Raw genomic sequence first — 23,064 nt, 5'->3', positions numbered from 1 at the left:
GTCACGATGTTTACCGGCATTGTCGCGGCCGTCGGCCGTATCGAATCGATCCGGCCGCTCGGCGCGTCGGCCGACGCGGGCGTGCGCCTCACCGTGCTGGCCGGCGGGCTCGACCTCACGGATGTGGCGCTGGGCGACAGCATCGCGATCCAGGGCGCGTGCATGACGGTGATCGAAAAGACCGATGCGTCGTTCGACGTCGACGTGTCGCGCGAAAGCCTGAACCGTACGGTCGGCCTCTCGACACCCGGCGACGTGAACCTCGAGAAGGCATTGCGCGCGCACGACCGCCTCGGCGGGCACATCGTGTCGGGTCATGTGGACGGCCTCGGCACGGTGTCGCGCTTCGCGCCGGTCGGCGAGTCGCACGAACTGCGCATCGTCGCGCCGCGCGAGCTCGGCCGCTATCTCGCGTACAAGGGATCGATCACGGTCAACGGCGTGAGCCTGACCGTCAACACGGTCGACGATCGCGCGGACGGTTGCGAGTTCTCGATCAACCTGATTCCGCATACGGTCGAGGTCACGACGCTGCAGCATGTGAAGGCCGGTGACAAGGTCAATCTCGAAGTCGACATGATCGCGCGATACGTGGAGCGGATGCTCTCGTCTTCGCAAGGCATGCATCAGGACTGATCGTCAGGTCCACCGACTGGCGGTTCGGCCCGTCGTGGCCGGGGCGCCGCCACTACGCCACCTCGTTCGGTCGGCCGCCGCTCGAACCCGCCGCGCGACGCATTTCGTCCATCGCGCCGCGACGACGCGGATTGCTCCCACCCCATTTCTCTCCTCGCCGCGCGGCGCCGGCCGAAGCCACGACGCCTGCGCTCGACGCTCGCCGGCCCACCCCGACAGCTGGCCGAATGGCCAACGACGCGCACGGGTCATGCCGCCGCGCTAAGATGCGTCGACAGCGGTTCCGGCGCCGCAACGCATGGCGCGGCCGCGTATTGGTCACCCTCTTCCTCAAGGAGTCGTCCCCATGTCCATTTCGATGTATCAGGCCTCGGTGCCTGTCCTGATCCGTGGCCTGACCAATCTTCAGCACATCCTCGGCAAGGCGCAGGCGCATGCGGCCGAGAAGCAGATCGATCCGTCGGTGTTCGTCGGCGCCCGCCTGTACCCGGACATGCTGCCGCTCGTCCGCCAGGTCTATATCGCGACCGACACGGCCAAGGGCTGCGCCGCGCGCCTCGCCGATGTCGAGATCCCCAGCTACCCGGACGTCGAGCAGACCTTCGACGAACTGCACGCCCGCATCCAGAAGACGATCGACTACCTGAAAAGCTTCGACGCCGCGCAGATCGACGGCAGCGAGGCGCGCCAGATCGTGCTGAAGATGCGTGTCGGCCCGATCGAGTTCACCGGCCAGTCGTACCTGCTGAACTTCGTGCTGCCCAATTTCTTCTTCCACGTGACGACCGCGTACGACATCCTGCGCCATAGCGGCGTCGAGCTCGGCAAGCTCGACTACCTGGGCGGGCGCGACCAGCACGCCTGACGCGCGGCCGGGCAGGCCCGCCACCGTCCGCATGCGCGTGCAGCCAATGCGCGGCGGCCCGCCAGGCCTGCCGCACAGGCCGGCCGCAGCGCTTTCCGGAGCGCTCGCCGGTCGCGCGCGGTCCACGCCAGCCGAAACGTCGTCCGGCTGGCGTAAAATACGCACTTTCCTCTTTCACGCCCCCTTATGACGCTCGCCTCCACGCTCGACATCATCGCCGAGCTGAAAGCCGGCCGGATGGTGATCCTGGTCGACGAAGAAGACCGCGAAAACGAGGGCGACCTCGTGATCGCCGCCGAATTCGTCACGCCGGAAGCGATCAACTTCATGGCCAAGTACGGCCGCGGCCTGGTTTGTCTGACGTTGACGCAGGAACGCTGCAAGCAGCTGCACCTGCCGCTGATGACCTACCGCAACGGCACGCAGTACGGCACCGCCTTCACGGTCAGCATCGAAGCAGCCGAAGGCGTGACGACCGGCATCTCGGCCGCCGACCGTGCGCACACGATCGCCACGGCGGTCGCGCACGACGTGCGCCCCGAGCACATCGTGCAGCCGGGCCACGTGTTCCCGATCATGGCGCAGCCAGGCGGCGTGCTCGTGCGCGCGGGCCATACCGAGGCCGGTTGCGACTTCACCGCGCTGGCGGGCCTCACGCCGGCCGCGGTGATCTGCGAGATCATCAAGGACGACGGCACGATGGCGCGCCTGCCCGACCTGATCGAGTTCGCGCAGGAACACAACCTGAAGATCGGCACGATCGCCGACCTGATCCAGTATCGCAGCCGCACCGAATCGATCATCGAGCGGATCGCCGAGCGTACGATGCAGACCGCGCACGGCACGTTCCGCGCGGTGCTGTACCGCGACCAGCCGAGCGGCTCGCCGCACATCGCGCTGGTGCGCGGCATGCCGTCGCCGGACGGCGATACGCCGGTGCGCGTGCACGAGCCGCTGTCGGTGCTCGACCTGCTCGAGACGGGCGTGTCGACGCACTCGTGGACGCTCGACGCGGCGATGCGCGAGATCGCGGAGCGCGACCTCGGCGTGATCGTGCTGCTCAACTGCGGCGACACGAAGGAACACCTGATCGACGTCTTCAAGGCGTTCGACGAGGAAGAAAAGGCCGCTGCGCTCAAGCGCCGGCCGGTCGATTTCAAGACGTTCGGCATCGGTGCGCAGATCCTGCGCGATGTCGGCGTCGGCAAGATGCAGGTGCTGTCGAATCCGCGCAAGCTGGGCAGCATGTCCGGCTACGGCCTGGAAGTCACGGGCTTCATTCCGATGCCCGGCGCCGAAGCCAAGTCCTGCCCGGCGCCCCACGCGTAACCCGCCACGGCGCTTTCGCCCTATAACCGTTCATCCACACCACGGACAAGATCATGGAAATCGGACAATACCAACCGAATCTCGAAGGCGACGGCCTGCGTATCGGCATCGTGCAATCGCGCTTCAACGAGCCCGTGTGCAACGGCCTCGCCGACGCGTGCGTCGAGGAACTGGAACGCCTCGGCGTCACCGGTGAAGACGTGCTGCTCGTGTCGGTGCCCGGCGCGCTGGAAATCCCGCTCGCGCTGCAGAAGCTCGCGGAAAGCGGCCAGTTCGACGCGCTGATCGCGCTCGGCGCGGTGATCCGCGGCGAGACCTACCACTTCGAGCTCGTGTCGAACGAGAGCGGCGCGGGCATCACCCGCATCGGCCTCGACTTCAACCTGCCGATCGCGAACGCGGTCCTGACGACCGAAAACGACGAGCAGGCCGTCGCGCGCATGACCGAAAAGGGTCGTGACGCCGCACGCGTCGCCGTCGAGATGGCCAACCTGACGATGGCCCTCGACCAGCTCGGCGATGACGACGAGGACGAAGAGGAAGACGAAGACGACGAAGAGGAGCGCGCATGAAGAAGAGCGCCCGCCGACAATCGCGCGAGCTGGCGACGCAGGGGCTGTACCAGTGGCTGCTGTCGAACGCGTCCTCCGGTGAGATCGACGCGCAACTGCGCGGCGCGCTCGGTTACGACAAGGCCGACAAGGAGCTGCTCGACGCGATCCTGCACGGCGTGATCCGCGAGCACGCGACGCTCGTCGAAGCGCTGACGCCGTCGCTCGACCGCCCGATCGACCAGCTGTCGCCGGTCGAACGCGCCGTGCTGCTGATCGCCACGTTCGAGCTCACGCACCACGTCGAAACGCCGTACCGCGTGATCATCAACGAAGCTGTCGAACTCGCGAAGACGTTCGGCGGCTCCGACGGCTACAAGTACGTCAACGGCGTGCTCGACAAGCTCGCCGCGAAGCTGCGCCCCGCCGAAACGCAGGCGCGCCGCAACGGCTGAATCCGTTGGTCCGGAACGGGCGCGCATGCGCCCGTTTTTTCTTTTGCTCCGCCTCCCTCGCCCTGCCCGCCCGATGAATACCGCCACCGATTCGCTCGTCAGACTCGCCGCACGCGTCGACGCGATCCAGCCCTTCTACGTGATGGAACTGATGAAGGAGGCACAGCGTCTCGAGTCCTCGGGGCGCGATGTTATCCACATGGGCATCGGCGAGCCGGATTTCACTGCGCCCGAGCCGGTCGTCGAAGCGGCTGCGGCCGCGCTGCGCCGCGGCGTCACCCAATATACGAGCGCGCTCGGCATCGCACCGCTGCGCGAGGCGATCGCCGCGCACTACGCACGCGCGTACGGCCTCACGATCAGTCCGGAACGGATCGTCGTGACGGCAGGCGCGTCGGCCGCGCTGCTGCTCGCATGCCTCGCGCTCGTCGGGCGTGACGACGAGGTGCTGATGCCCGACCCGTCGTATCCGTGCAACCGGCACTTCGTCGCGGCGGCCGAAGGCCGCGCGGTGCTCGTGCCGAGCGGCCCGGATGCGCGCTTCCAGCTCACCGAGGATGACGTCCGTACGCGCTGGGGCGATCGCACGCGCGGCGTGCTGCTCGCGTCGCCGTCGAACCCGACCGGTACGTCGCTCGAACCCGACGAACTGAAGCGGATCGTCGAAGCCGTGCGCGCACGCGGCGGCTTCACGATCGTCGACGAGATCTACCAGGGGCTCAGCTACGACGCGGCGCCCGTGTCGGCACTGTCGTTCGGCGACGACGTCGTCACCGTGAACAGCTTCTCCAAGTATTTCAGCATGACGGGCTGGCGGCTCGGCTGGCTGGTCGTGCCGCCCGCGCTGGTCGGCACGTTCGAGAAGCTGGCGCAGAACCTGTTCATCTGCCCGTCCGCGCTCGCGCAGCATGCGGCGCTCGCGTGCTTCGAGCCGGCCGCGCTCGACATCTACGAAGCGCGCCGGCTCGAATTCAAGCGCCGCCGCGACTTCATCGCACCGGCGCTCGAACGGCTCGGCTTCACGGTGCCCGTGATGCCGGACGGCGCGTTCTATGTGTATGCGCACTGCGGCGGCGTCGCCCACCCGGCAGCCGGCGACAGCGCCGCGCTCACGACGGCGATGCTGCACGACGCGGGCGTCGTGCTGGTGCCCGGCATGGATTTCGGTGTCCATGCACCGCGTGACTATATCCGCCTGTCCTATGCGACGGCCTACTCGCGGCTCGAGGAAGCGGTCGACCGGCTCGCGACGCTGTTCGGGCAGCACTGACACGCGGCCGGTGCGGCGGCCGTTCCGCCCCCCGCAAAAGCGAAAAAGGCACCCGGATCGGGTGCCTTTTTCATGTCCTGCCGGCTGGAGCCGTACGTCAGTTACGCGCCGAGCTCCGAACGATCGCCGTGCGACTGTTTCGCGGTATCGACGCTCGCGTCGTCCTGCGGGGCGGCTTCCTTCGATGCCGTCGACTTCGCCGACGTTTCGAGCGTCGCATGCACGCGCTTCGCACCGCCTGCCGATGCCGTCACGGCGGCGGCCGTGACGATCGGCTTCGCCGGCGCCTGCGGCGCATTGACCGGTACGCTACGACCACGCGCGACGTCACGCAGGCGACCGCGCTCGGCCATCACCTTCGAACCGTAGCCGTTGTCGTCGGGGTTCGTCGAGCCGTTGTACAGGCGCAGGCCGTTCGCGAGCGAGCCGCCACGTGCGATGCAGTCCTTCAGCACGAGCGCGCCGACCTGGAGGTTCGCGAGCGGCTGCAGTGCGGTATCGGTGCCGCCGAAATACTCGAACTTGTCGGAATGGACCTTCGACATGACCTGCATCAGGCCCTTCGCACCGACGCCGCTTTCGGCGTACGGGTTGAAGCCCGATTCGATCGCCATCACGGACAGCAGCAGCAGCGGATCGAGGCCGACGTCACGGCCGGTCTGGAACGCAGCCTTGACGAGCTGGCCGAGCGGCTCCTGTGCAACGCGATAACGGCGCGACAGGTAGGTCGCGACGAGCGCCTGTTCGCGATTCGATGCGAGCGCACGGTCGTCACGCGCATCGGCCGCCACACGCTGGGTCGGGATCAGCTTCGCCAGCGCGACGGGCGACGGGCCGTTGCGGGCCGGATCGGACGCATCGCCCTGCGCGGCTGCGGCTTCCGGTGCGACGTCGAGGCCGACCGCAAGCGCGTCCGTTTCGGGGCTGTTGTCTTCCTGCTGCGGCTGCACGCCGGCGGGCGCGAAGTTCGGCAGCGGATGGCCGGTCAGCAGACGGGCCGGGCCCGCTTGCACGGCCGCGGATACGACCGGCATCAGCTTCGCGGCGAGCGTGCCGCGGACGGTTGGCAGCAGCCACAGTGCAAGCGCAACTGCGACAGCGAGACAGCCGACAACGCTGAATAGATGGTGACTGACACGCGTCCCGCGACGCAGCATGCTGCGCACGAATTGCGCATGCTGCTCACTAGGACGCCACGATAACCAAGCGTTCATTCAGATCATCTCCCATGAACATGACTCGTGCGGCTCGCTCAGCTCGATGGCGAGACAGGTAACGCGCCGCGGAATCACGACGCCGCACGCTTTGGTTGGGGCGTGCAAGCATCGGGGAAACGGTATAAGTACCGTTCGAGGCCACGGTGTAAGAGGGCCGGCACCTTCGCACACTGGGCGAGGCGGGCATACGCGGTGGCACCCACGCAAAAAACCAGCGTCTGGTGGCGCTGGCTGAGACTACGACTAAGGCCGTCGGATACGCCGTGCAGGATTCGGCGGACGGTGACGCGCTGCGTCAAAGATCGGTGATTGGCGGCTCGAAGCCTTTTACCCTGCAGCCAATGTGAGCGGATTCTAGCAGGGTTTTATAGATCGTCAACACTATAAAACCTTGAAATTATAACAAAAAGTAATTTACCAGCACTCTTCAGATCGCAAGCCCCGTGCCGTAGGGGGTTTGCGCGCGGTCGACTTTTTTCTCCGCCGGGCGGGCATGCGGCAGCGCGGGTAAAATCGTCGGTCGATTCGGGGTCGCAGCCGGCCGCTGCGCCCACCCATCGCTGCCCGCCTGGCGGGTGGCCCGGACCTTCTTCATGAAATACAAAGACTTACGCGATTTCATCCAGCGCCTCGAGGCGCTCGGCGAACTGCGGCGCGTCACGCAGCCCGTGTCGCCCGTGCTCGAAATGACCGAGCTGTGCGACCGCGTGCTGCGGGCCGGCGGCCCTGCGCTGCTGTTCAACGCGCCGACCGGCTACGACTTCCCGGTGCTCGGCAACCTGTTCGGAACGCCGCGCCGCGTCGCGCTCGGGATGGGCGTCGATGCGGGCGACGACGCCGCGCTCGATTCGCTGCGCGATCTCGGGCGCCTGCTGTCCGCGTTGAAGGAACCCGATCCGCCGAAGAGCCTGAAGGACGCCGGCAAGCTGCTGTCGCTCGCGAAGGCCGTGTGGGACATGGCGCCGAAATCGGTCTCGTCGCCGCCGTGCCAGGAGATCGTCTGGGAAGGCGACGACGTCGACCTGAACCGGCTGCCGATCCAGACCTGCTGGCCCGGCGACGCAGGGCCGCTCGTCACGTGGGGCCTCACGGTCACGCGCGGGCCGAACAAGTCGCGGCAGAACCTCGGGATCTACCGCCAGCAGCTGATCGGCCGCAACAAGCTGATCATGCGCTGGCTCGCGCATCGCGGCGGCGCGCTCGACTTCCGCGAATTCGCACTGCGGAACCCCGGCAAGCCGTATCCGGTCGCGGTCGTGCTCGGCGCCGATCCGGCCACGACGCTCGGCGCGGTGACGCCCGTGCCCGATTCGCTGTCCGAGTACCAGTTCGCCGGCCTGCTGCGCGGCAGCCGCACGGAGCTGGCGAAGTGCCTGACGCCCGGCGTCGACACGCTGCAGGTACCCGCGCGCGCGGAGATCGTGCTCGAAGGCTTCATTTATCCGCAGGAAGGCTCGCCCGCCCCCGCTCCGGCCGGCGCACCGCCGCGCCCCACCGGCAATGCATCGGCCAAGTACGAGCACGCGCTCGAAGGCCCGTACGGCGACCACACCGGCTATTACAACGAGCAGGAGTGGTTCCCGGTGTTCACCGTCGAGCGCATCACGATGCGCCGCGACGCGATCTACCACTCGACCTACACGGGCAAGCCGCCTGACGAGCCGGCCGTGCTCGGCGTCGCGCTCAACGAGGTGTTCGTGCCGCTGTTGCAGAAGCAGTTCACCGAGATCACCGACTTCTACCTGCCGCCCGAAGGTTGCAGCTACCGGATGGCCATCGTCCAGATGAAGAAGAGCTACGCGGGCCACGCGAAGCGCGTGATGTTCGGCGTGTGGAGCTTCCTGCGGCAGTTCATGTATACGAAGTTCATCGTGGTCGTCGACGAAGACGTGAACATCCGCGACTGGAAGGAAGTGATCTGGGCGATCACGACGCGCGTCGACCCCGTGCGCGACACCGTGATGGTCGACAGCACGCCGATCGACTATCTCGATTTCGCGTCGCCGGTGGCCGGCCTCGGTTCGAAGATGGGCCTCGACGCGACCAACAAATGGCCCGGCGAGACCAACCGCGAATGGGGTCGCCCGATCGAGATGGATGCGGCCGTGAAGGCGCGCGTCGACCGGCTCTGGCAGGAGATCGGCCTCTGACGCCATGCGGCCGGCGCCTGCCGGCCTATTGGACTGCCATCGCTACCAGACCAACGACGATGACCTTTCCGCCCGCCTCCATGCTGTCCGACGGCTTCTTTTTGTCGCTGTCGTTGTGTCTCGACATCGGCCTCGTCAATGTCGCGATGCTGTCGCTGACGCTGTCGCACGGCTTCCGGCCGGGCTTCTGGCTCGGCATCGGCTCGTGCGTCGGCGATCTCGTCTATGCGGCGCTCGCGCTCGCGGGGATGGCCGTGCTGCTGCAGTTCGAGCCGGTGCGCTGGATCGTGTGGATCGGCGGCGGCGCCGTGCTGCTGTTCCTCACGTGGAAGATGGCGCACGAAGCGCTCACGCCGGCCAAGGCAACCGGCGACGATGCCGAGGACACGCCGCAGCCGCGCGCCAGCGCACGGCGCAGTTTCCTGCGCGGGATGCTGCTCGCGATGTCGTCGCCGAGCGCGATCCTGTGGTTCGCGGCGGTCGGCGGCGCGCTGATCGCGAAAGCCGGCGCGACGACGCCGGCCACCGCGTCGGTGTTCCTGTCGGGCTTTTTCCTCGGCGGCCTCGCGTGGACGCTCTTCATGTGTACGCTCGCGAGCCAGGGGCGCAAGCGCGCGGGCGCCGGGCTGATGCGCGCGTGTCACATCGCGTCGGCGCTGCTGTTCGCTTATTTCTCGTACAGCGTGATCGTCGGCGGCTACCGCGACCTGATCGTGCACGCGGTGTAATCGCAGCCGGCCTGCCCGGGTCGCTCCCCGAGGCCGGGCGGCGGCTCCAAAGAAAAAACGGCGCAGCGCCCCTCGCGGGACGTTGCGCCGTTTTGCCATGCGCGGCTAGGCCGCGCGGCACGAATCAGCGACGCCAGTAGCCGTGATGGCCCCAGCCGCCACCATAGTAGCCACGGTGCCAGTACGGTCGGCCATAGTAGCCGCCGACGACCACGGCGGGCGGCGGTGCGTAGTAGGCCGGCGCCGGTGCGTAATAGACGGGCGGAGGCGGCGGCGCGTAGTACACGGGCGGCGGCGGTGCATAGACGGGATACGCGGGCGCGACCGGAATACCGATGCCGACCCCGATCGACACGTGAGCCTGTGCAGCGCTTGCGGCACCCAGACCCAGCGCGGCGGCGGCGATGAACGGAATGAGCTTTTTCACTTCGATTCTCCTGCTGGAGCGGTATTTTATGCGCCCCTGTCGGCAACGGCGGGCGTGCACGTCGCATGGAAGCAATGTAGCGAAAACCCGCCCCTCGCGTACCGTGCATTTGTTGCAAATTGCAATTGCAGGCGGCCGGAGCCGCCGTGCGGCGTGGCTCGGAGCACCGGCGGAAACCCTTGCGGGTCGCGCGATTCCGTCCGACGGGTCGAGTCGCAACATCATGGCCGGTCAGTCTTACCGGATACGGCGCGCGCAGCGGGCACGCAACCGTAATGAACGATTACAAATTTGAGACAAGATGCCGACATTTCAAGCCGGATAGGGGCCGATATGTTTCGGGGTCGGGTTCCTCAATCATGAATCGACCGGGTGCCGGACGGTGATACACGCATCGATATCGCGCCGCCTACCGACAAGCCAAGTCACGTGCTCGCGCGGAAACCGCCCTTTCGCGGCCCCGCGGTCATTCCTGCGATACTGGCGGTTGCTTCGTTTTCGCTTACACCCGCTGCCATGTCCCTCCCCGACACACCCCGCCTCGGCTTCATCGGCGCCGGCCGTCTCGCGCGCTGCGTCGCGCAGCGCTTCGCGCAGGCCGGCTTTCCGGTCGTCGCGATCGCGAGCCGTACGCCCGCGTCGGCCGCGGCGCTCGCCGCGCGCATCGACGGCTGCCACGCGGTCGACACGCCGCAGCAGGTCGCCGACGCCGCCGACCTGATCCTCCTGACGGTGCCCGACGACCATCTCGCGTCGGCCGCCGCGGCGCTGCGCTTCGACGCGTCGCGCGCCGCGCAGCAGGCCGTCGTTCACTGCAGCGGCGCGTCGGCGGTCGCCCTGCTCGATCCAGCGAAACGGCAAGGCGCGGCCACCGGCGGATTCCATCCGCTCTACCTGTTCGGCGGCACCGACGCCGACCTCGCCCGCATCGACGGCTGCTCGGTCACGATCGAAGCCGACGGCGTGTTGCATGCGACGCTGCTGCGACTTGCTGCCGCACTCGGCTGCCATCCGCTGTCGATTCCGGCCGGCGGCCGGATGCTCTATCACGCGGCCGCGCACTACGCGGCGAGCTTCGCGCTGTGCGGGCTGGCGGAAGCGGTCGAGCTGTGGCGCGGCCTCGGGTTCGACGAGGACGCCGCGCTGCGCGCGCTGCTGCCGATGCTGGCCGGCACGATCGAAACCGCACGCGACAAGGGGCTCGCGAACGCGCTCTCCGGCCCGGTGTCGCGCGGCGACACGGGCATCGTCGAACGCCAGTTGGCACTGCTTGAAACGCGCGGCGGCGATCACGCGGCGCTGTACGCGCTGCTGACCCGCCGCGCGATCGCGCTCGCGGCGCAGCGCGCCACGCCGCCGGCGTCGCTGCCGGCGCTCGCCGAAGCCGTCGAAACGTCGCTCGCGCGCACCGCCGCACACCCCTCCCCGTCGCAAGACGAGGCGTGATAATGTGTCGGCCGATGCGCCGCCATCCGGCGTTGGCGGCCGCACGCTACTGACTAAAAAAGGATGCCAACGATGTTCGGCGAGATCGCCCGTTTTCTGCTCAATACCGTCTTCACGCTGTTCGGCGCCGCGCTGATCCTGCGCGTCTGGATGCAGGCCGTCCGCGTGCCACCGTACAACCCCGTCACGCAGGCCGTGCTGCAGGCAACCAACTGGCTCGTGCTGCCGCTGCGCCGCGTCATCGCGGGCGTGCGCGGCATCGACTGGGCCAGCGTCGTCGCCGCGCTGCTCACCGCGCTCGTCTACGTCGTGCTGATGGTCGTGATGGCCGGCTTCGACCCGGCCTCGGTGATCGCGACGCTCGTCGTGGTCGCGCTGCTCACCGTCGTGAAGTGGGCGCTCAATCTCGTGATCTGGATGACGATCCTGATGGCGCTGCTGTCGTGGCTCAACCCGCGTTCGCCGGCGATGCCGATCCTCTACCAGCTCACCGCGCCGTTCCTGAACCCGCTGCGCCGCATCATCCCGAACCTCGGCGGCATCGACCTGTCGCCGATCCTGCTGTTCGTGATCGTGCAGGTGCTGCTGATGGTCGTCACGCGCGCCGCCGTGTCGCTGACGATGTTCGGCATCTGACGCGAACGCCGCACCCTACGCCGCCGGCCCCTGCGCCGGCGGTCCGCCGAGCGTGTCGATCACGCCGAAGCGCGCCGGCATCATCGCGTAGCACACGCGCACCTTCTCGTGCGACAACCGGTCGAGCAAGCGCTGCGCCTCGTCCTCGGTGACGATGAATTCGATCTCGATCGCGAGCGACCCCTGCAGTTCGAAGAAGCGGTCCTCGTGCAGCACGCGATGCTGGCCGAACCCGGCCATCGCGCGAAACGCGGAGCCGCCCGCGACGCCCATCCGGTTCGCCTCCTCCAGCAGCCATTCCCACAGCGGCTTCCAGTGCAGCCGATGCTTCTCGTGCACATAGAAGCGCAGGAAGACCTTGTCCATCGCACCCTCCGAGGGCGGCACGCTCAGGCCGCCGCGAGCCACGCGCGCGCGGTCCACATGCCGAGCGCCGTCAGCGCGAACGATCCAGTCAAGTGTAGGGCAGCCACCGCAAACGCCCATCCGAATTCGCCCTGCATCGCATGCGTCATCACTTCGACCGAATAGGTCGAGAACGTCGTGAGGCCGCCGAGAAAGCCCGTGATCACGAACAGCCGCCATTCGGGCGGCAGCCCGACGCGGGTCGTGAACACGACGGCGGCGATACCGATCACGTAGCCGCCGATCAGGTTCGCGGCGAGCGTGCCGAGCGGCACGGCGGGAAAGAATTCATTGAGCGCGAGGCTCAGGAACCAGCGCAGCAACGCGCCGAGCCCGGCGCCGACGAAGATCGCGACGATCGAATAGAACAAGGGCACTCCTCACTGATGCCGCCGCGTGGCCAACGCGGCCTACGCTGAACTGTATGCGGAATCGCGCCACGCCGGCAATGCCGGCGGCCCGGGCCCGCGAGCGTCGGATCGTGACGCAATGGCGCAACGCGTTTCATTATTTCCAAGCGTCCACCGCACGTCGATATTTTCCAAACAATTACATCTGACATTACGAATCCATTTTGAATCGGCCGAATATTTATCGGCTTTTCAAAAATCGATAAAGCGATTCAATTCGGCGGGGGTTAGCGCTTGAAAATGCGTGCTCCACGTATTTTCCCTCATCAGACATTCCCGAATCCGGCCGATATTCCATGCAATTGACGCAGTCGATTTCGTAGAATTATTTTGCCAATCCACTCCATCGACATGGAGACTCGAAAAATGAACAATATCCGCCTGTCATCCATGTTGATTCCGGCGCTGTGCGCGTCGCTGCTCGCATCGGGCGTCGCGCTCGCCGACGGCAACGGGCCACCGTCCTACGTCGAGGGCAATCGTGCACCGAAAGGCTTCGCACGGCCGCCGTTCCACACGAAGCCGCGTGCGAGCACGGCCGCGATCGCCGGCCTCACGCCGGCACTCACCCGACATGCATACGGCTTCGACTCGATTGCCAACCAGGGCGACGGGACGACCATCGCGATCGTCGACGCCTACGACGACCCGAAGATCGAGTCCGATCTCGGCGTGTTCAGCAACGCATTCTCGCTGCCGGCCTGCACGTCGTCGAACGGCTGTTTCACCAAGGTATACGCACGCGGTACGCGGCCCAGGACGGATTCGGGCTGGTCGCTCGAGATATCGCTCGACGTCGAATGGGTGCATGCGATCGCGCCGAAGGCGAAAATCGTGCTCGTCGAGGCTGCATCCGCCAGCTTCAGCGACCTGCTGGCCGCGGTCGACGTCGCGGTGAAACGCGGCGCGTCGGTCGTGTCGATGAGTTTCGGCGGCAATGAGTTCAGCAGCGAGACCGGCTCCGACAGCCACTTCAACGTCCCGGGCGTCACGTTCGTCGCGTCGTCCGGCGACAGCGGCACCGGGACCGAGTACCCGGCGGCATCGCCCTACGTGGTGTCGGTCGGCGGCACGACGCTGTCGTCCGATGCGGCCGGCAACTATGTCGGCGAAGCCGCATGGAGCGGCAGCGGCGGCGGCGTGAGCACGACCGAGGCCGAGCCGGCCGGACAGACCGCGTGGCCGATTCCGGTGGCCGGCAAGCGCGGCGTGCCCGACGTCAGCTACGACGCGAATCCGTCCAGCGGTTTCGCCGTGTACGACTCGGTCACCTATCAGGGGCAGGCCGGCTGGTTCCAGGTCGGTGGTACGAGCGCAGGCGCGCCGCAATGGTCGGCGCTCGTCGCGATCGCCAATTCGCTGCGCACGGCAGCCGGCAAGAAATCGTTGAGCGGTACCTACGACGCGCTTTATACGGTCGGCAAAACCGCCTACGGCAGCGACTTTCACGACGTGACGATCGGGTCCAACGGCAATTGCGGCAGCGTCTGCAACGCGGCGGGCGGCTACGACTACGTGACGGGACTCGGTTCACCCGTCGCGCCGGCGCTCGTGCAGGCGCTCGTCGCGCAGCCGTAACTGCGCGGTCGTCGCCGGTCGGCCAGTGGCGCGGCGCTCAGTCGCCGTGCCAGGCACGATCAAGCACGCTCAGCGTTGCGCGTGCACCGCCCTTCAAGCCGATCACGTCCGCACGGCGCGCATGCGCTTCGCGCGCGTTGATGCGGATCACGTCGGCGCCGAGCCGTTCGCTCAGCAGGCGCACGGTCGGGATCGCGGTGCCCGCGCCGATCTCGACCACGGCGACGCGCCCGGCCTGCGCGATCCAGTCTTCCAGCGCGCGTTCCTGCGCGTCGTAGCGCGCACCGAGCCAGCCGGTGTCGCCGAACATCAGGATGTTCGGCCGCGCGAGGCCGCCGCAGTGCGGGCAGCGCGGCAGGTCGCCGACGAGGCGGCAGGTGGCCTCGTCAACGTCCGGCACGAACGGCGCCGCTTCCCACGTGTCGTCCGAACAGAGGCGCAGGCACTGCATCGCGTGGATCGAACCGTGGATCTCGACGATCCGCGCCGGATCGAAGCCGGCTTTCTGGAACTGGCCGTCGACGTTGCTCGTCAGCACGAAGCCGCCGTTCGGCATCGCGTCGATCCAGCGACGCAGGATCGCGAAGCCCGCATGCGGCACCGTCGCGCGGTAAAGCGCGAGACGGTGCCCGTAGAAGCCCCACGCGAGCGGCGCGCGTGCCCGGAATGCGTGCGGCGACGCGATCTCGTTGAATTCGAAACGCTCGTGGCGCAGCGCCGGATACGCACGCCAGAAGCCGTCCGTGCCGCGAAAATCGGGCAGCCCGGAATCGACGCCCATGCCGGCGCCGGCCGTCACGAGCAATGCGTCGGCACGCGCGAGCGCGGCGACGGCGGAAGCGACGAGATCGGCGGGCAGTTGCGCGGCGGCAGCAGCAGCGGAATCGGAAAGCGGCATGATGGGACGGAGGTAGCGTCGGGCGGTGCGCGGGTGGCGTCGCGATCATACGCCGGTTCGCACGCGCCGCGGCATGCGCAATGCAACGGCTTGACCCGATGCTCGCCCGGCCACGAGGGATGCGGTCAGCCGGCCGATGCAGGGGGCGGCCGGCGGTGCGCCCCCTGGCCGCGTCCCCGCCTGTTCAGCTATCCGAATCGTCCAGCGCGATCGGAATGTCGTCGGCCGCGAAATAGACCGGCTTGCCGAGCTGCCGTGCGAGACCGACGTCCATGTCCGCCCCGCGCGACGCGCCGTCGATGCGCAGCACGGCATCGCAGCGGCGCAGCAACCGATGCGCGGCCGGATACAGGAACGTCTCGCTGATCGCGTCGCCGACCTGTCGCGACCCGGCCGCGACGGCGAGCGGCAGCGACACCCATTCGCCGATCATCGGCACGTGTCCGCGGCGATACACGGCAAGCGCCGCCTGCTCCAAGCGGTGCAGGTTCGCGGCGATGCGCGCGGGGTCGCCATCCGTGCCGCTGCGATAGGGGCCGGCGACCAGCACGAGCAGCGGCGTCATGCCGTGCGCGCGCCGGCGGCTTCCCGCAGCGCGACGTACTGGAGCAGCATGATCGTCTTCGCATCGACGATCTCGCCGCGTTCGACGGCGTCCAGCGCCGCCTGCAGCGGCATCTCGACGACCTCGAGATCCTCGCCCTCTTCCGCGACGCCGCCGCCGTCGCCGGTGCGCAGCGACGCATCGTATTCGCCGACGAAGAAATGCAGCTTCTCCGTCACCGAACCGGGGCTCATGAACGCCTCGAACACCTTGCGCACGCCGCGCACGCGATAGCCGGTCTCCTCCTCGGCCTCCGCGCGGATGCGGGCTTCGGGCGTCGCGTCGTCGAGCAGGCCGGCGGCGGCCTCGAGCAGCATGCCGTCGTGCCCGCTGACGAACGCCGGCATCCGGAACTGCCGCGTCAGCAGCACGTCGCCCGTCCCGGCGTTGCGCAGCAGGATGGTCGCGCCATGGCCGCGATCGTAGGTCTCGCGGCTCAGGCGCTGCCACGTTCCGTCGCGGCGCAGGAAATCGAACGTCACCTTCTTCAGCACATACCAGTCATCGGACAGCACCGTCGTATCGACGATGCGGACACGGTCCCGCGTTGCAGCCATCGCAGCCTCCGGTTCGACAAAAGACGGCGCCCATGGTAACGTGCATATTCGTGCAACTTCAAGAAAATTCGTGCAAACACGATGCTGACGACTCAACGCAAGAAAGCGATCCTCGACATACTCGCGCACGACGGCCAGGTGCTGGCGGCCGAACTGAGCGCGCAATTCGGCGTGTCCGAAGATACCGTTCGCCGCGACTTGCGCGAGCTTGCGGCCGAAGGCCTGCTGCAGCGCGTGCATGGCGGTGCGCTGCCGGCATCGCCCGCCGTTGCGCCGTTCGCGCAGCGCGAGGCGCTCGAGACGGCGGAGAAGCGGCGCATCGCGCGGCGGGCCGCGGAGATGATCGCGCCCGGACAGGTGGCGATCGTCGACGGCGGCACGACCTCGGCGCTGCTCGTCAGCCAGTTGCCGGCCGACCTGCGCGCGACGATCGTCACGCACAGCCCGAGTGTCGCGGTCGCGCTCGCCGCGCATCCGTCGATCGACGTGATCCTGATCGGCGGGCGGCTCTACAAGCATTCGATCGTGGCCGTCGGCGCGGCGGCGATGGAAGGCATTGCGCGCATCCATGCGGACCTGTACTTCATGGGCGTCACGGGTGTGCATCCGGTCGCGGGGCTCAGCACCGGCGATTTCGAGGAAGCGGCGATCAAGCGCGCGCTCGCCGAACGGGCGGCCGAGACGGTCGTGCTCGCGTCGCAGTCGAAGCTGCGCGCGGCGTCACAGTTCGTCATCGGTGAGCTCACGCTGGCGCAAACCGTGGTGGTCGAAAAGGAAACCGACGCCGCGCTGACGAAGCCGATCGAGGCGGCGGGCGTGACGGTCGTGCGCGCGTAGCGGCGCCGAGTGGCGGAAGTGGCCGAGTGGTGGAAGTGGCCGATGTGGCGGATATGCGGACTTGCGGCTGCGCGGATGTGCCTGATGCGCTGACGTGCCTGATGTGTCCGATGTGCCTGCACACGTCCGTCGATTCAGCAGCACGCTTTCATCGCATTGCCGCCGAGCCCATGTCAGCGTGCTGACAGGGTCCGCTTGCTAACATGGGCGACCGCCCAACCGCCACGCGCCGCCCGCCCGATGCCCCCGCCCTCCGCCGCCACCTCACCTGCACCGCCTGCAGGCGACGCACCGCCGCCCGGCGTCCTCGCGCTGTTCATCGCGTTCTCGCAGATCGGCCTGACCAGCTTCGGCGGCGGGCTCAGCGGGCGGATGATGCGCGACTTCGTGTACGAGCGGCGCTGGCTCGACGAGGAGGCGTTCCTCAACGGCCTCGCGCTGTCGCAGGCGCTGCCGGGCGTCAACGTGAAGAACCTCGCGATCTGGATCGGCTACCGGCTCGCCGGATGGCGCGGCGCGGTGGCCGGCTTCACCGGCATCCTCGCGCCGCCCGCCGTGCTGATCGTGCTGTTCGGCATTGCATTCTCGACCTTCACGCGCTTTCCGCTCACGCATGTCGCGCTCGCCGGCGCGGCAGCCGCGGCGATCGGGCTGTCGATCTCGATGGCGATCACGGCGGTGCGTCGATTGCCGCGCCGCGCGCTGCCGTTCGCGGTGATGGCGCTCACCTTCGTGTCGGTGGCCGTGCTGCACTGGCCGCTCGTGTGGACCGTGCTGGTCGGCGGCACGCTGAGCGTCGCGCTCGAATATCGGCGCGCGGCCGCGACGCCAGCCGGGAGCGACACGCGATGACCGCATCGCAACGCTACGCCGCGCTGTTCGGCGTGTTCGCGCCGCTGTCGATCGCAACGATCGGCGGCGGACAGGCGATCATCGCCGACATCCAGCGGCAGGTCGTCGACGTGCATCACTGGATGACCGCCACGCAATTCGTGAACGACTTCGCGATCGCGCGGATGGCGCCGGGCCCCGGCTCGCTGCTGGCCACACTGATCGGCTGGCAGGTGGCCGGCTTCTGGGGCGCGGTGATCGCGACGCTCGCGCTGTTCGGCCCGACGGCATTCCTGATCTATGGGGTCGCGCATCTGTGGCGGCGGCACCAGGGTGCGCGCTGGCAGATCGCGCTCGAGGCCGGCCTGCGCCCGGTCGCGGCCGGCATGATCCTCGCGTCGGTGTGGGTGCTGCTGCAGGCGCTCGACGGCGGCTGGGCCGCGCGCGCGATCGCGGTTGCATCGACGCTGTGCGTGATTTACACGCGCATTCACGCGCTGCTGCTGATCGCGATCGGCGCGCTGTTGCTCGTCGGCGTGCACGCGCTCGGCATGTGATGCACGGCAACGCGGCACACGATGGCGGCCGCGAACGACGCAACCGATACCTGCACAACGACACGAGCGCGTCCGCACGCTTTTCATCGCTTGCGCACCCCGCTCGCACAACCCATCGCCTAGACGCCGCGAAACACCGGCGCGCGCCGCTCCGCGAACGCGCGCAGCCCTTCGTCGAAGTCGCCTCCGTCGCAAGCCTGCCGGCGCAACTCGGCGATCCGTTCGAACGCATCGACCGGCAACGGCCGCGCGTCCTGCAGCACGCGCAATTGCTCCTTCACGGCGTGCACCGCGAGCGGCGCCTTCGCGGCGATCGTGCGCGCGACGTCGAGCGCCGCATCGTCGACACCACCCGCGTCGGCCAGCCGGTTCACGAGCCCGTGATGCGCGGCGCGCTCCGCATCGAGCGGCTGCGCGCAGAAGAACATCTCCTTCAGCACGTGGATCGGCAGGTTGTCGTAGAAGCGCAGCAGGCCGCTCGTCGAATACGGCAGGCCGATGTTCGCGGGCGTCATCGCGAAACGCGCATCGCGCGCCGCGACCACCAGGTCGCAGCTCATCACGAGATCGACCGCCCCGCCCCACGCCGAACCCGACACCGCCGCGATCACCGCGCCCGGATAGGTCCGCACGCGCCGCAGCGCCCGTTCGAGCGGCTTGCCGTATGCGAGCGGATCGCGATCGTCGGCCAGTTCGCGCAGGTCGTGCCCCGCGCTCCACACGTCGCCGCTGCCGTCGTTCGACAGGATCACGACGGGCGGCGGACGGTGTTCGGCCAGCGCGTCGAGGCGCGCGACGAGCGCATCGAGCAACGGCGCGTCGAGCGCATGCCGTCGCGCCGGATTCGCAAACCGCACGCGCGCGATCCGTTCGCCGACCCTGTCGACCGTCACGCTCGACGCCCCTTCGTGTTTCGTCGTGTCGGTCATTGCACGGCCTCCGCCACGGCTTGCGCCTGGAAGATCGCGCGCTCGGCCAGCAGCGCGTCGATCGCATCGTCGCCGTAGCCGGCTTCGCGCAGTACGTCGACCGTATGCTCGCCGAGCAGCGGCGGCGCATGGCGCGTGCGCGGCGCCGGTATCTCGTCGCCCATCCCGCCGAGCGGCGTGACGACCTGGCGCAGCGTGCCGAGCGTCGGATGCGCGACGGGCTCGACCAGCCCGCAATGCGCGAGCTGCGGATCGGCGAACACTTCGTCGAGCGTGTTGATCGGACCGGCCGGCAGTCCGGCGTCGACGAAACGCTGCGTCCATTCGCGCTTGCCGCGCGTGCGCAGCCGGCTTTCGAGCAACGCTTTCAGTTCGTCGCGGTGCGCGACGCGCGCATCGTTGGTCGCGAAGCGCGGATCGCTCGGCAGCTCGGGGAGGTCCAGCAACTGGCATAGCCGCAGCCACATGTCGGTCGTGATCGGCGCGAGGTTGAGCGGCCCGTCGGCCGTCTCGAACACGCCATACGGCGCGATCACCGCATGCGCATTGCCGGTGCGCCGCGGCACGTCGCCGAGGCTCAGGTAGCGTTGCCCGTGCACGCTCAGCAGCGAAACGAGGCTTTCGAGCAGCGACGTGCCGACGTGCTGTCCGCGCCCCGTGCGCTCACGCTCGTACAGCGCCGCCATCACGCCGGTCGCGACCCACATCCCCGAGCTGAGATCGCCGATCGCGGTGCCCGTGCGCGTCGGCTCGCCGTCGGGAAAACCGGTGAGGCTCATCAGCCCCGCATAGCCCTGCGCGATCTGGTCGAAGCCCGGCCAGTCGCGCAACGGGCCGCGCGGGCCGAACGCGGTGACGCTGCCCATCACGAGCCGCGGATCGTGCGCACTCAGCGCGGCATAGCCGAGCCCCATCGCGTCCATCGTGCCCGCCTTGAAATTCTCGATCACGACGTCGGCCTGCGCGATCAGCCGGCGCACGACGTCGAGGCCGGCCGGCTGCCGGAAATCCACGCAGATGCCGCGCTTGTTGCGGTTGCAGGACAGGTAGTACGTGCTCACGCCGCGATCGAACGGCCCCCATGCGCGGCTCATGTCTCCGTGCGGCCCCGACTCGACCTTGATCACGTCGGCGCCGAGATCGGCGAGCACCATCGAGCAGAACGGCCCCGACAGCGCGCGGCTCAGATCGACGACCCTGATTCCTTGTAATGCCTGCATTCCGGACTCCTGATATTGATGATTGGGTGTGGCTGGATGCCGAGCGTTCGCGGCGTGCCGCTCATTCGGGCAGCGTCTGGTGACGCGTTTCGACCGCGAACGGCAGGATCAGGATGCCGAGCCCGAACACGGCTGCGGTCCATGCGACCGGCACGCCGAGCGATCCGTAACCGTGTATCGCGGCGCCGAGCAGGAAGTTCACGCCTGCGCCGATGAAGCGGCCGACCGACGCGTTGAACGCGAACGCGGTGGCCCGCACGCGCGTCGGGTACTGCTCGGGCAGCCACAGCGAGAAGATCGCGAAATTGCCGCCGAAGAAACCGAGGAACGCGAGCGACACCATGAACGCCGCGAGCCCGTTCGGCTGGTAGAACGCCCAGCCGAACGCGAACACGATCGATGCGGCCATGCCCGCGAAATACACGCCGAGCGCCGTGCGCCGGCCGAGCCGCTCGGAGAGCCACGGCGCAACCAGGCAGCCGGCGATCGTCGCGCACGACAGGATCGCCGCGCCGATCGATGCAAGCCGCATCGCGCCGATGTGATCGATGCCCGCACGCGCCGCCAGCGTGCTGACCGCGCTCGCCTCGTACACGGAACCGGCCCACAGCCCGACGATCGCGACGCCGACAAGGCTTGCGCTCGTCAGCGTGCGACGCAGGAAGGCCGGCGCGAAGATCTCGCGCAGCGGATGCGCGCGCCGTGCGTCGGCCACGTCGCCGTCGCGTGCATCATGCCGGCGCCACTGGCCGGGCTCCTTCACGCGCATCACGGTGAACACCGCGAGCAGCGCAGGCGCGAGGCCGCACAGGAACATCGCGCGCCAGCCGTACGTCGCGCCGATCGTGTAGTTCAGGCACGCCGCGATGAAGAAGCCGAAGTAGTAGCCCGTCTGCAGGTAGCCGGCGCCCATCTTGCGGCGGTCTTCCGGCCAGCTCTCGGCGACGTAGGTGCCCGCGAGCGCCCATTCGCCGCCGACGCCGATCCCGGCGATCAGCCGGCACGCGGCCAGCGCCCACACGTCGTGCACGAACGCGGCTGCGCCGGTGAACACCGAGTAGATCAGGATGCTCGCGGCGAGCGTGCGCACGCGGCCGAAGCGGTCGGCGAGCGGCCCCCAGATGAACGACAGCCCCCAGCCGATCAGGAACAGCGCGAACAGGATCGAGCCGTACATCCCGAGATTCGCGGGCGTCGCCGCGATGCCGGACGCCGGCAGCAGCTCGGTCAGCGCCGGAATCAGCACCAGCGCGTAGATCACCGAATCCACGCCGTCGAGCACCCAGCCCGCATACACGGCCCAGAAGCCCTTGACCTGCTCGCGCGTGAGCGGCGTGCGCCGCGGCTTCGCGCCGGCCGCCGGCGCGTCGATCGCCTTGAACATCTTCGTCTCCTTGCCGGCGGGGCCGGCGCTTTTGCCGCGTCCGGTCCGGGATGGCCGGGAGGCTGGCTCTTTTGTGAGACGAGTATAGAAACACCATCGATCGGGGAAAAATATGATATTCATCTTGCTCGATCGGATTCGCTTATGGCTCGAACCGGGAGGGGCGACGATGGACTTGAGGCAGTTGCGCTATTTCGTGAAGGTCGTCGAATGCGGCAACGTCACGCATGCGAGCGAGGCGCTGCATGTCGCGCAGCCGGCGGTCAGCCAGCAGATGCGCAATCTCGAACAGGATCTCGGAATGCAGCTGCTCGAACGCAGCGTGCGCGGCGTCGCGCCGACCGCCGCCGGCCGCACGCTGTACCAGCACGCGCTCGAGTTACTCCGCCAGGCCGACGGCACGCGCGAGCTGCTGCGCCGCGACGCCGACACGCCGCAGGGCCGCGTGACGGTCGGGATGCCGTCGAGCACCGCGCGCGTGCTGGCCATCCCGCTCGCCCGCGCGGTGCGCGACCGCTACCCGGGCATCATGCTGGAGCTGATCGAGGCGCCGAGCGCCGATCTCGACACGCTGCTCGAACGCACGCGGCTCGATCTCGCGATCGTCGTCGACGCGGTCGACACACGCGGCATCGCGGTCCACCGGCTGCTGACGGAAACGCTGTACCTGATCACGTGGCCCGGGTTCCCGGTGCCGGACGATCCCGTGCCGCTCGACGCGATCGCGCGGATGCCGCTCGTGCTGCCGAGCGCGCCGAACACGATCCGCAACCGCGTTGACTGGGCGATGCGCGAGGCCGGGCTGTCGTACGAGATCAGCTTCGAGGCGAGCTCGACCGGGCTGCTGTTCGCGGCCGTGATGGCGCAGCTCGGCGTGACGATCCTGCCGTGGACGGCCGCGCACGTCGAGATCGAGGAACGCAAGCTCAAGCTGTCGACGGTCGCGCACCGGCTGTTCGCGCGCGACCTGTCGCTGTGCTGGCACGATACGGCGCTCGTCAGCAACGCGGTGCAGAAGGTGAAAGCGGAGATCGTCCGGCTGTTCGACACGCTCGGGCAGCGGCCCGAGTGGGCGGCCGGGCACCCGAAAGGGCATTGACAATGCGCTCGGGCGCCCCTTAAGGTTTCGTTCATCGTAACCATC

26 protein-coding genes are annotated in these 23,064 nt (G+C 68.2%); 15 read left to right on the top strand and 11 right to left on the bottom strand.

Annotation, left to right across the window (positions count from 1 at the left end; translation table 11 throughout):
- Positions 1–6: 6 nt before the first annotated feature.
- From CFB82_RS05045 to CFB82_RS05020, 6 genes are all read left to right on the top strand, one after another.
- Entirely contained in the window at positions 7–636 is a 630-nt protein-coding gene (locus CFB82_RS05045; RefSeq protein WP_069247363.1) for a riboflavin synthase, read from the top strand.
- Positions 637–982: 346 nt separating this feature from the next.
- Positions 983–1,501 carry a DUF1993 domain-containing protein gene (locus CFB82_RS05040; protein ID WP_069247362.1) on the top strand — a complete coding sequence of 173 codons (519 nt, stop codon included), beginning with the start codon at positions 983–985 and terminating at the stop codon, positions 1,499–1,501.
- A 186-nt stretch (positions 1,502–1,687) separates the two neighbouring features.
- Positions 1,688–2,830, top strand: a complete 1,143-nt coding sequence (gene ribBA, locus CFB82_RS05035; protein ID WP_069247361.1) for a bifunctional 3,4-dihydroxy-2-butanone-4-phosphate synthase/GTP cyclohydrolase II — start codon at positions 1,688–1,690, stop codon at positions 2,828–2,830.
- Positions 2,831–2,883: 53 nt separating this feature from the next.
- Positions 2,884–3,402, top strand: coding sequence for a 6,7-dimethyl-8-ribityllumazine synthase (gene ribH / locus CFB82_RS05030; protein ID WP_011351235.1), 519 nt, complete (start codon positions 2,884–2,886; stop codon positions 3,400–3,402).
- A complete protein-coding gene (gene nusB, locus CFB82_RS05025; protein ID WP_021157083.1) occupies positions 3,399–3,836 on the top strand; it encodes a transcription antitermination factor NusB in 438 nt (145 codons plus the stop codon). The genes ribH and nusB overlap by 4 nt, the downstream gene beginning before the upstream one ends.
- 73 nt (positions 3,837–3,909) lie before the next feature.
- Positions 3,910–5,106: a pyridoxal phosphate-dependent aminotransferase gene (locus CFB82_RS05020; RefSeq protein ID WP_039371039.1), complete on the top strand. Its 1,197-nt coding sequence runs from the start codon at positions 3,910–3,912 to the stop codon at positions 5,104–5,106.
- 101 nt (positions 5,107–5,207) lie between these two features.
- On the opposite strand, the gene CFB82_RS05015 is transcribed toward CFB82_RS05020, so the two are convergent.
- Together CFB82_RS05015 and CFB82_RS41940 are read right to left on the bottom strand one after the other, a co-directional pair.
- Complete coding sequence (locus CFB82_RS05015; RefSeq protein WP_069247360.1) at positions 5,208–6,320, bottom strand: lytic transglycosylase domain-containing protein; 1,113 nt, start codon at positions 6,318–6,320, stop codon at positions 5,208–5,210.
- A gap of 430 nt (positions 6,321–6,750) precedes the next feature.
- Complete coding sequence (locus tag CFB82_RS41940) at positions 6,751–6,945, bottom strand: hypothetical protein (protein WP_143750875.1); 195 nt, start codon at positions 6,943–6,945, stop codon at positions 6,751–6,753.
- Here CFB82_RS41940 and ubiD point away from each other — a divergent pair.
- Both ubiD and CFB82_RS05005 read left to right on the top strand, forming a co-directional pair.
- Positions 6,917–8,473 carry a 4-hydroxy-3-polyprenylbenzoate decarboxylase gene (gene ubiD / locus CFB82_RS05010; protein WP_089483548.1) on the top strand — a complete coding sequence of 519 codons (1,557 nt, stop codon included), beginning with the start codon at positions 6,917–6,919 and terminating at the stop codon, positions 8,471–8,473. The genes CFB82_RS41940 and ubiD overlap by 29 nt on opposite strands.
- 59 nt (positions 8,474–8,532) lie before the next feature.
- Positions 8,533–9,201 carry a LysE family translocator gene (locus CFB82_RS05005; protein WP_069247358.1) on the top strand — a complete coding sequence of 223 codons (669 nt, stop codon included), beginning with the start codon at positions 8,533–8,535 and terminating at the stop codon, positions 9,199–9,201.
- Between the two features lie 124 nt (positions 9,202–9,325).
- Here the strand turns inward: CFB82_RS05005 and CFB82_RS05000 are convergent, their stop codons facing one another.
- Positions 9,326–9,628, bottom strand: coding sequence for a hypothetical protein (locus CFB82_RS05000; RefSeq protein WP_069247357.1), 303 nt, complete (start codon positions 9,626–9,628; stop codon positions 9,326–9,328).
- A gap of 516 nt (positions 9,629–10,144) precedes the next feature.
- On the opposite strand from CFB82_RS05000, the gene CFB82_RS04990 reads away from it, so the two are divergent.
- Together CFB82_RS04990 and CFB82_RS04985 are read left to right on the top strand one after the other, a co-directional pair.
- Positions 10,145–11,074, top strand: a complete 930-nt coding sequence (locus tag CFB82_RS04990) for a Rossmann-like and DUF2520 domain-containing protein (protein ID WP_069247356.1) — start codon at positions 10,145–10,147, stop codon at positions 11,072–11,074.
- A gap of 72 nt (positions 11,075–11,146) precedes the next feature.
- Positions 11,147–11,710 (top strand): YggT family protein, encoded by a 564-nt coding sequence (locus CFB82_RS04985; protein ID WP_069247355.1) that lies wholly within the window; start codon positions 11,147–11,149, stop codon positions 11,708–11,710.
- A 15-nt stretch (positions 11,711–11,725) separates the two neighbouring features.
- On the opposite strand, the gene CFB82_RS04980 is transcribed toward CFB82_RS04985, so the two are convergent.
- On the bottom strand, positions 11,726–12,076 hold the full coding sequence (locus CFB82_RS04980; RefSeq protein WP_069249235.1) for a DUF190 domain-containing protein: 351 nt from the start codon (positions 12,074–12,076) through the stop codon (positions 11,726–11,728).
- Positions 12,077–12,099: 23 nt separating this feature from the next.
- Positions 12,100–12,486: a fluoride efflux transporter CrcB gene (gene crcB, locus CFB82_RS04975; protein WP_069247354.1), complete on the bottom strand. Its 387-nt coding sequence runs from the start codon at positions 12,484–12,486 to the stop codon at positions 12,100–12,102.
- Between the two features lie 405 nt (positions 12,487–12,891).
- On the opposite strand from crcB, the gene CFB82_RS04970 reads away from it, so the two are divergent.
- Entirely contained in the window at positions 12,892–14,103 is a 1,212-nt protein-coding gene (locus CFB82_RS04970; RefSeq protein ID WP_069247353.1) for a S53 family peptidase, read from the top strand.
- A 37-nt stretch (positions 14,104–14,140) separates the two neighbouring features.
- Here the strand turns inward: CFB82_RS04970 and CFB82_RS04965 are convergent, their stop codons facing one another.
- The 3 genes from CFB82_RS04965 to CFB82_RS04955 all read right to left on the bottom strand — a co-directional run bounded on the left by CFB82_RS04965 (position 14,141) and on the right by CFB82_RS04955 (position 16,162).
- The gene (locus CFB82_RS04965) at positions 14,141–15,001 is read right to left on the bottom strand and encodes an SIR2 family NAD-dependent protein deacylase (RefSeq protein ID WP_069247352.1); all 861 of its coding nucleotides are present in this window, start codon (positions 14,999–15,001) and stop codon (positions 14,141–14,143) included.
- Between the two features lie 184 nt (positions 15,002–15,185).
- A complete protein-coding gene (locus CFB82_RS04960) occupies positions 15,186–15,566 on the bottom strand; it encodes a DUF4406 domain-containing protein (protein ID WP_069247351.1) in 381 nt (126 codons plus the stop codon).
- Positions 15,563–16,162, bottom strand: coding sequence for an NUDIX domain-containing protein (locus CFB82_RS04955; RefSeq protein ID WP_069247350.1), 600 nt, complete (start codon positions 16,160–16,162; stop codon positions 15,563–15,565). The genes CFB82_RS04960 and CFB82_RS04955 overlap by 4 nt, the downstream gene beginning before the upstream one ends.
- Before the next feature lie 81 nt (positions 16,163–16,243).
- Between CFB82_RS04955 and CFB82_RS04950 the strand changes: the two genes are divergently transcribed.
- The 3 genes from CFB82_RS04950 (at position 16,244) to CFB82_RS04940 (ending at position 18,387) form a co-directional block, all read left to right on the top strand.
- Positions 16,244–16,999, top strand: a complete 756-nt coding sequence (locus CFB82_RS04950) for a DeoR/GlpR family DNA-binding transcription regulator (protein ID WP_069247349.1) — start codon at positions 16,244–16,246, stop codon at positions 16,997–16,999.
- 240 nt (positions 17,000–17,239) lie between these two features.
- On the top strand, positions 17,240–17,851 hold the full coding sequence (locus CFB82_RS04945) for a chromate transporter (RefSeq protein WP_089483547.1): 612 nt from the start codon (positions 17,240–17,242) through the stop codon (positions 17,849–17,851).
- A complete protein-coding gene (locus tag CFB82_RS04940; RefSeq protein WP_069247348.1) occupies positions 17,848–18,387 on the top strand; it encodes a chromate transporter in 540 nt (179 codons plus the stop codon). Before CFB82_RS04945 ends, CFB82_RS04940 begins: the two co-directional genes overlap by 4 nt.
- 119 nt (positions 18,388–18,506) lie before the next feature.
- Here CFB82_RS04940 and scpB read toward each other — a convergent pair whose 3' ends face one another.
- From scpB to CFB82_RS04925, 3 genes are all read right to left on the bottom strand, one after another.
- On the bottom strand, positions 18,507–19,316 hold the full coding sequence (scpB, locus tag CFB82_RS04935) for a methylmalonyl-CoA decarboxylase (protein ID WP_069247347.1): 810 nt from the start codon (positions 19,314–19,316) through the stop codon (positions 18,507–18,509).
- Complete coding sequence (locus CFB82_RS04930) at positions 19,313–20,536, bottom strand: CaiB/BaiF CoA transferase family protein (RefSeq protein WP_069247346.1); 1,224 nt, start codon at positions 20,534–20,536, stop codon at positions 19,313–19,315. Before CFB82_RS04930 ends, scpB begins: the two co-directional genes overlap by 4 nt.
- Before the next feature lie 61 nt (positions 20,537–20,597).
- Positions 20,598–21,920, bottom strand: coding sequence for an MFS transporter (locus CFB82_RS04925; RefSeq protein ID WP_069247345.1), 1,323 nt, complete (start codon positions 21,918–21,920; stop codon positions 20,598–20,600).
- A 169-nt stretch (positions 21,921–22,089) separates the two neighbouring features.
- Here CFB82_RS04925 and CFB82_RS04920 point away from each other — a divergent pair, with 169 nt between their 5' ends.
- Positions 22,090–23,019: a LysR substrate-binding domain-containing protein gene (locus tag CFB82_RS04920; RefSeq protein ID WP_069247344.1), complete on the top strand. Its 930-nt coding sequence runs from the start codon at positions 22,090–22,092 to the stop codon at positions 23,017–23,019.
- The last annotated feature ends 45 nt before the right edge of the window (positions 23,020–23,064 follow it).

The sequence above is a fragment of the Burkholderia sp. HI2714 genome, from assembly GCF_002223085.1.
Taxonomy (GTDB): Bacteria; Pseudomonadota; Gammaproteobacteria; order Burkholderiales; family Burkholderiaceae; genus Burkholderia; species Burkholderia lata_D.
This window is presented reverse-complemented; position numbering and strand designations above follow the sequence as displayed.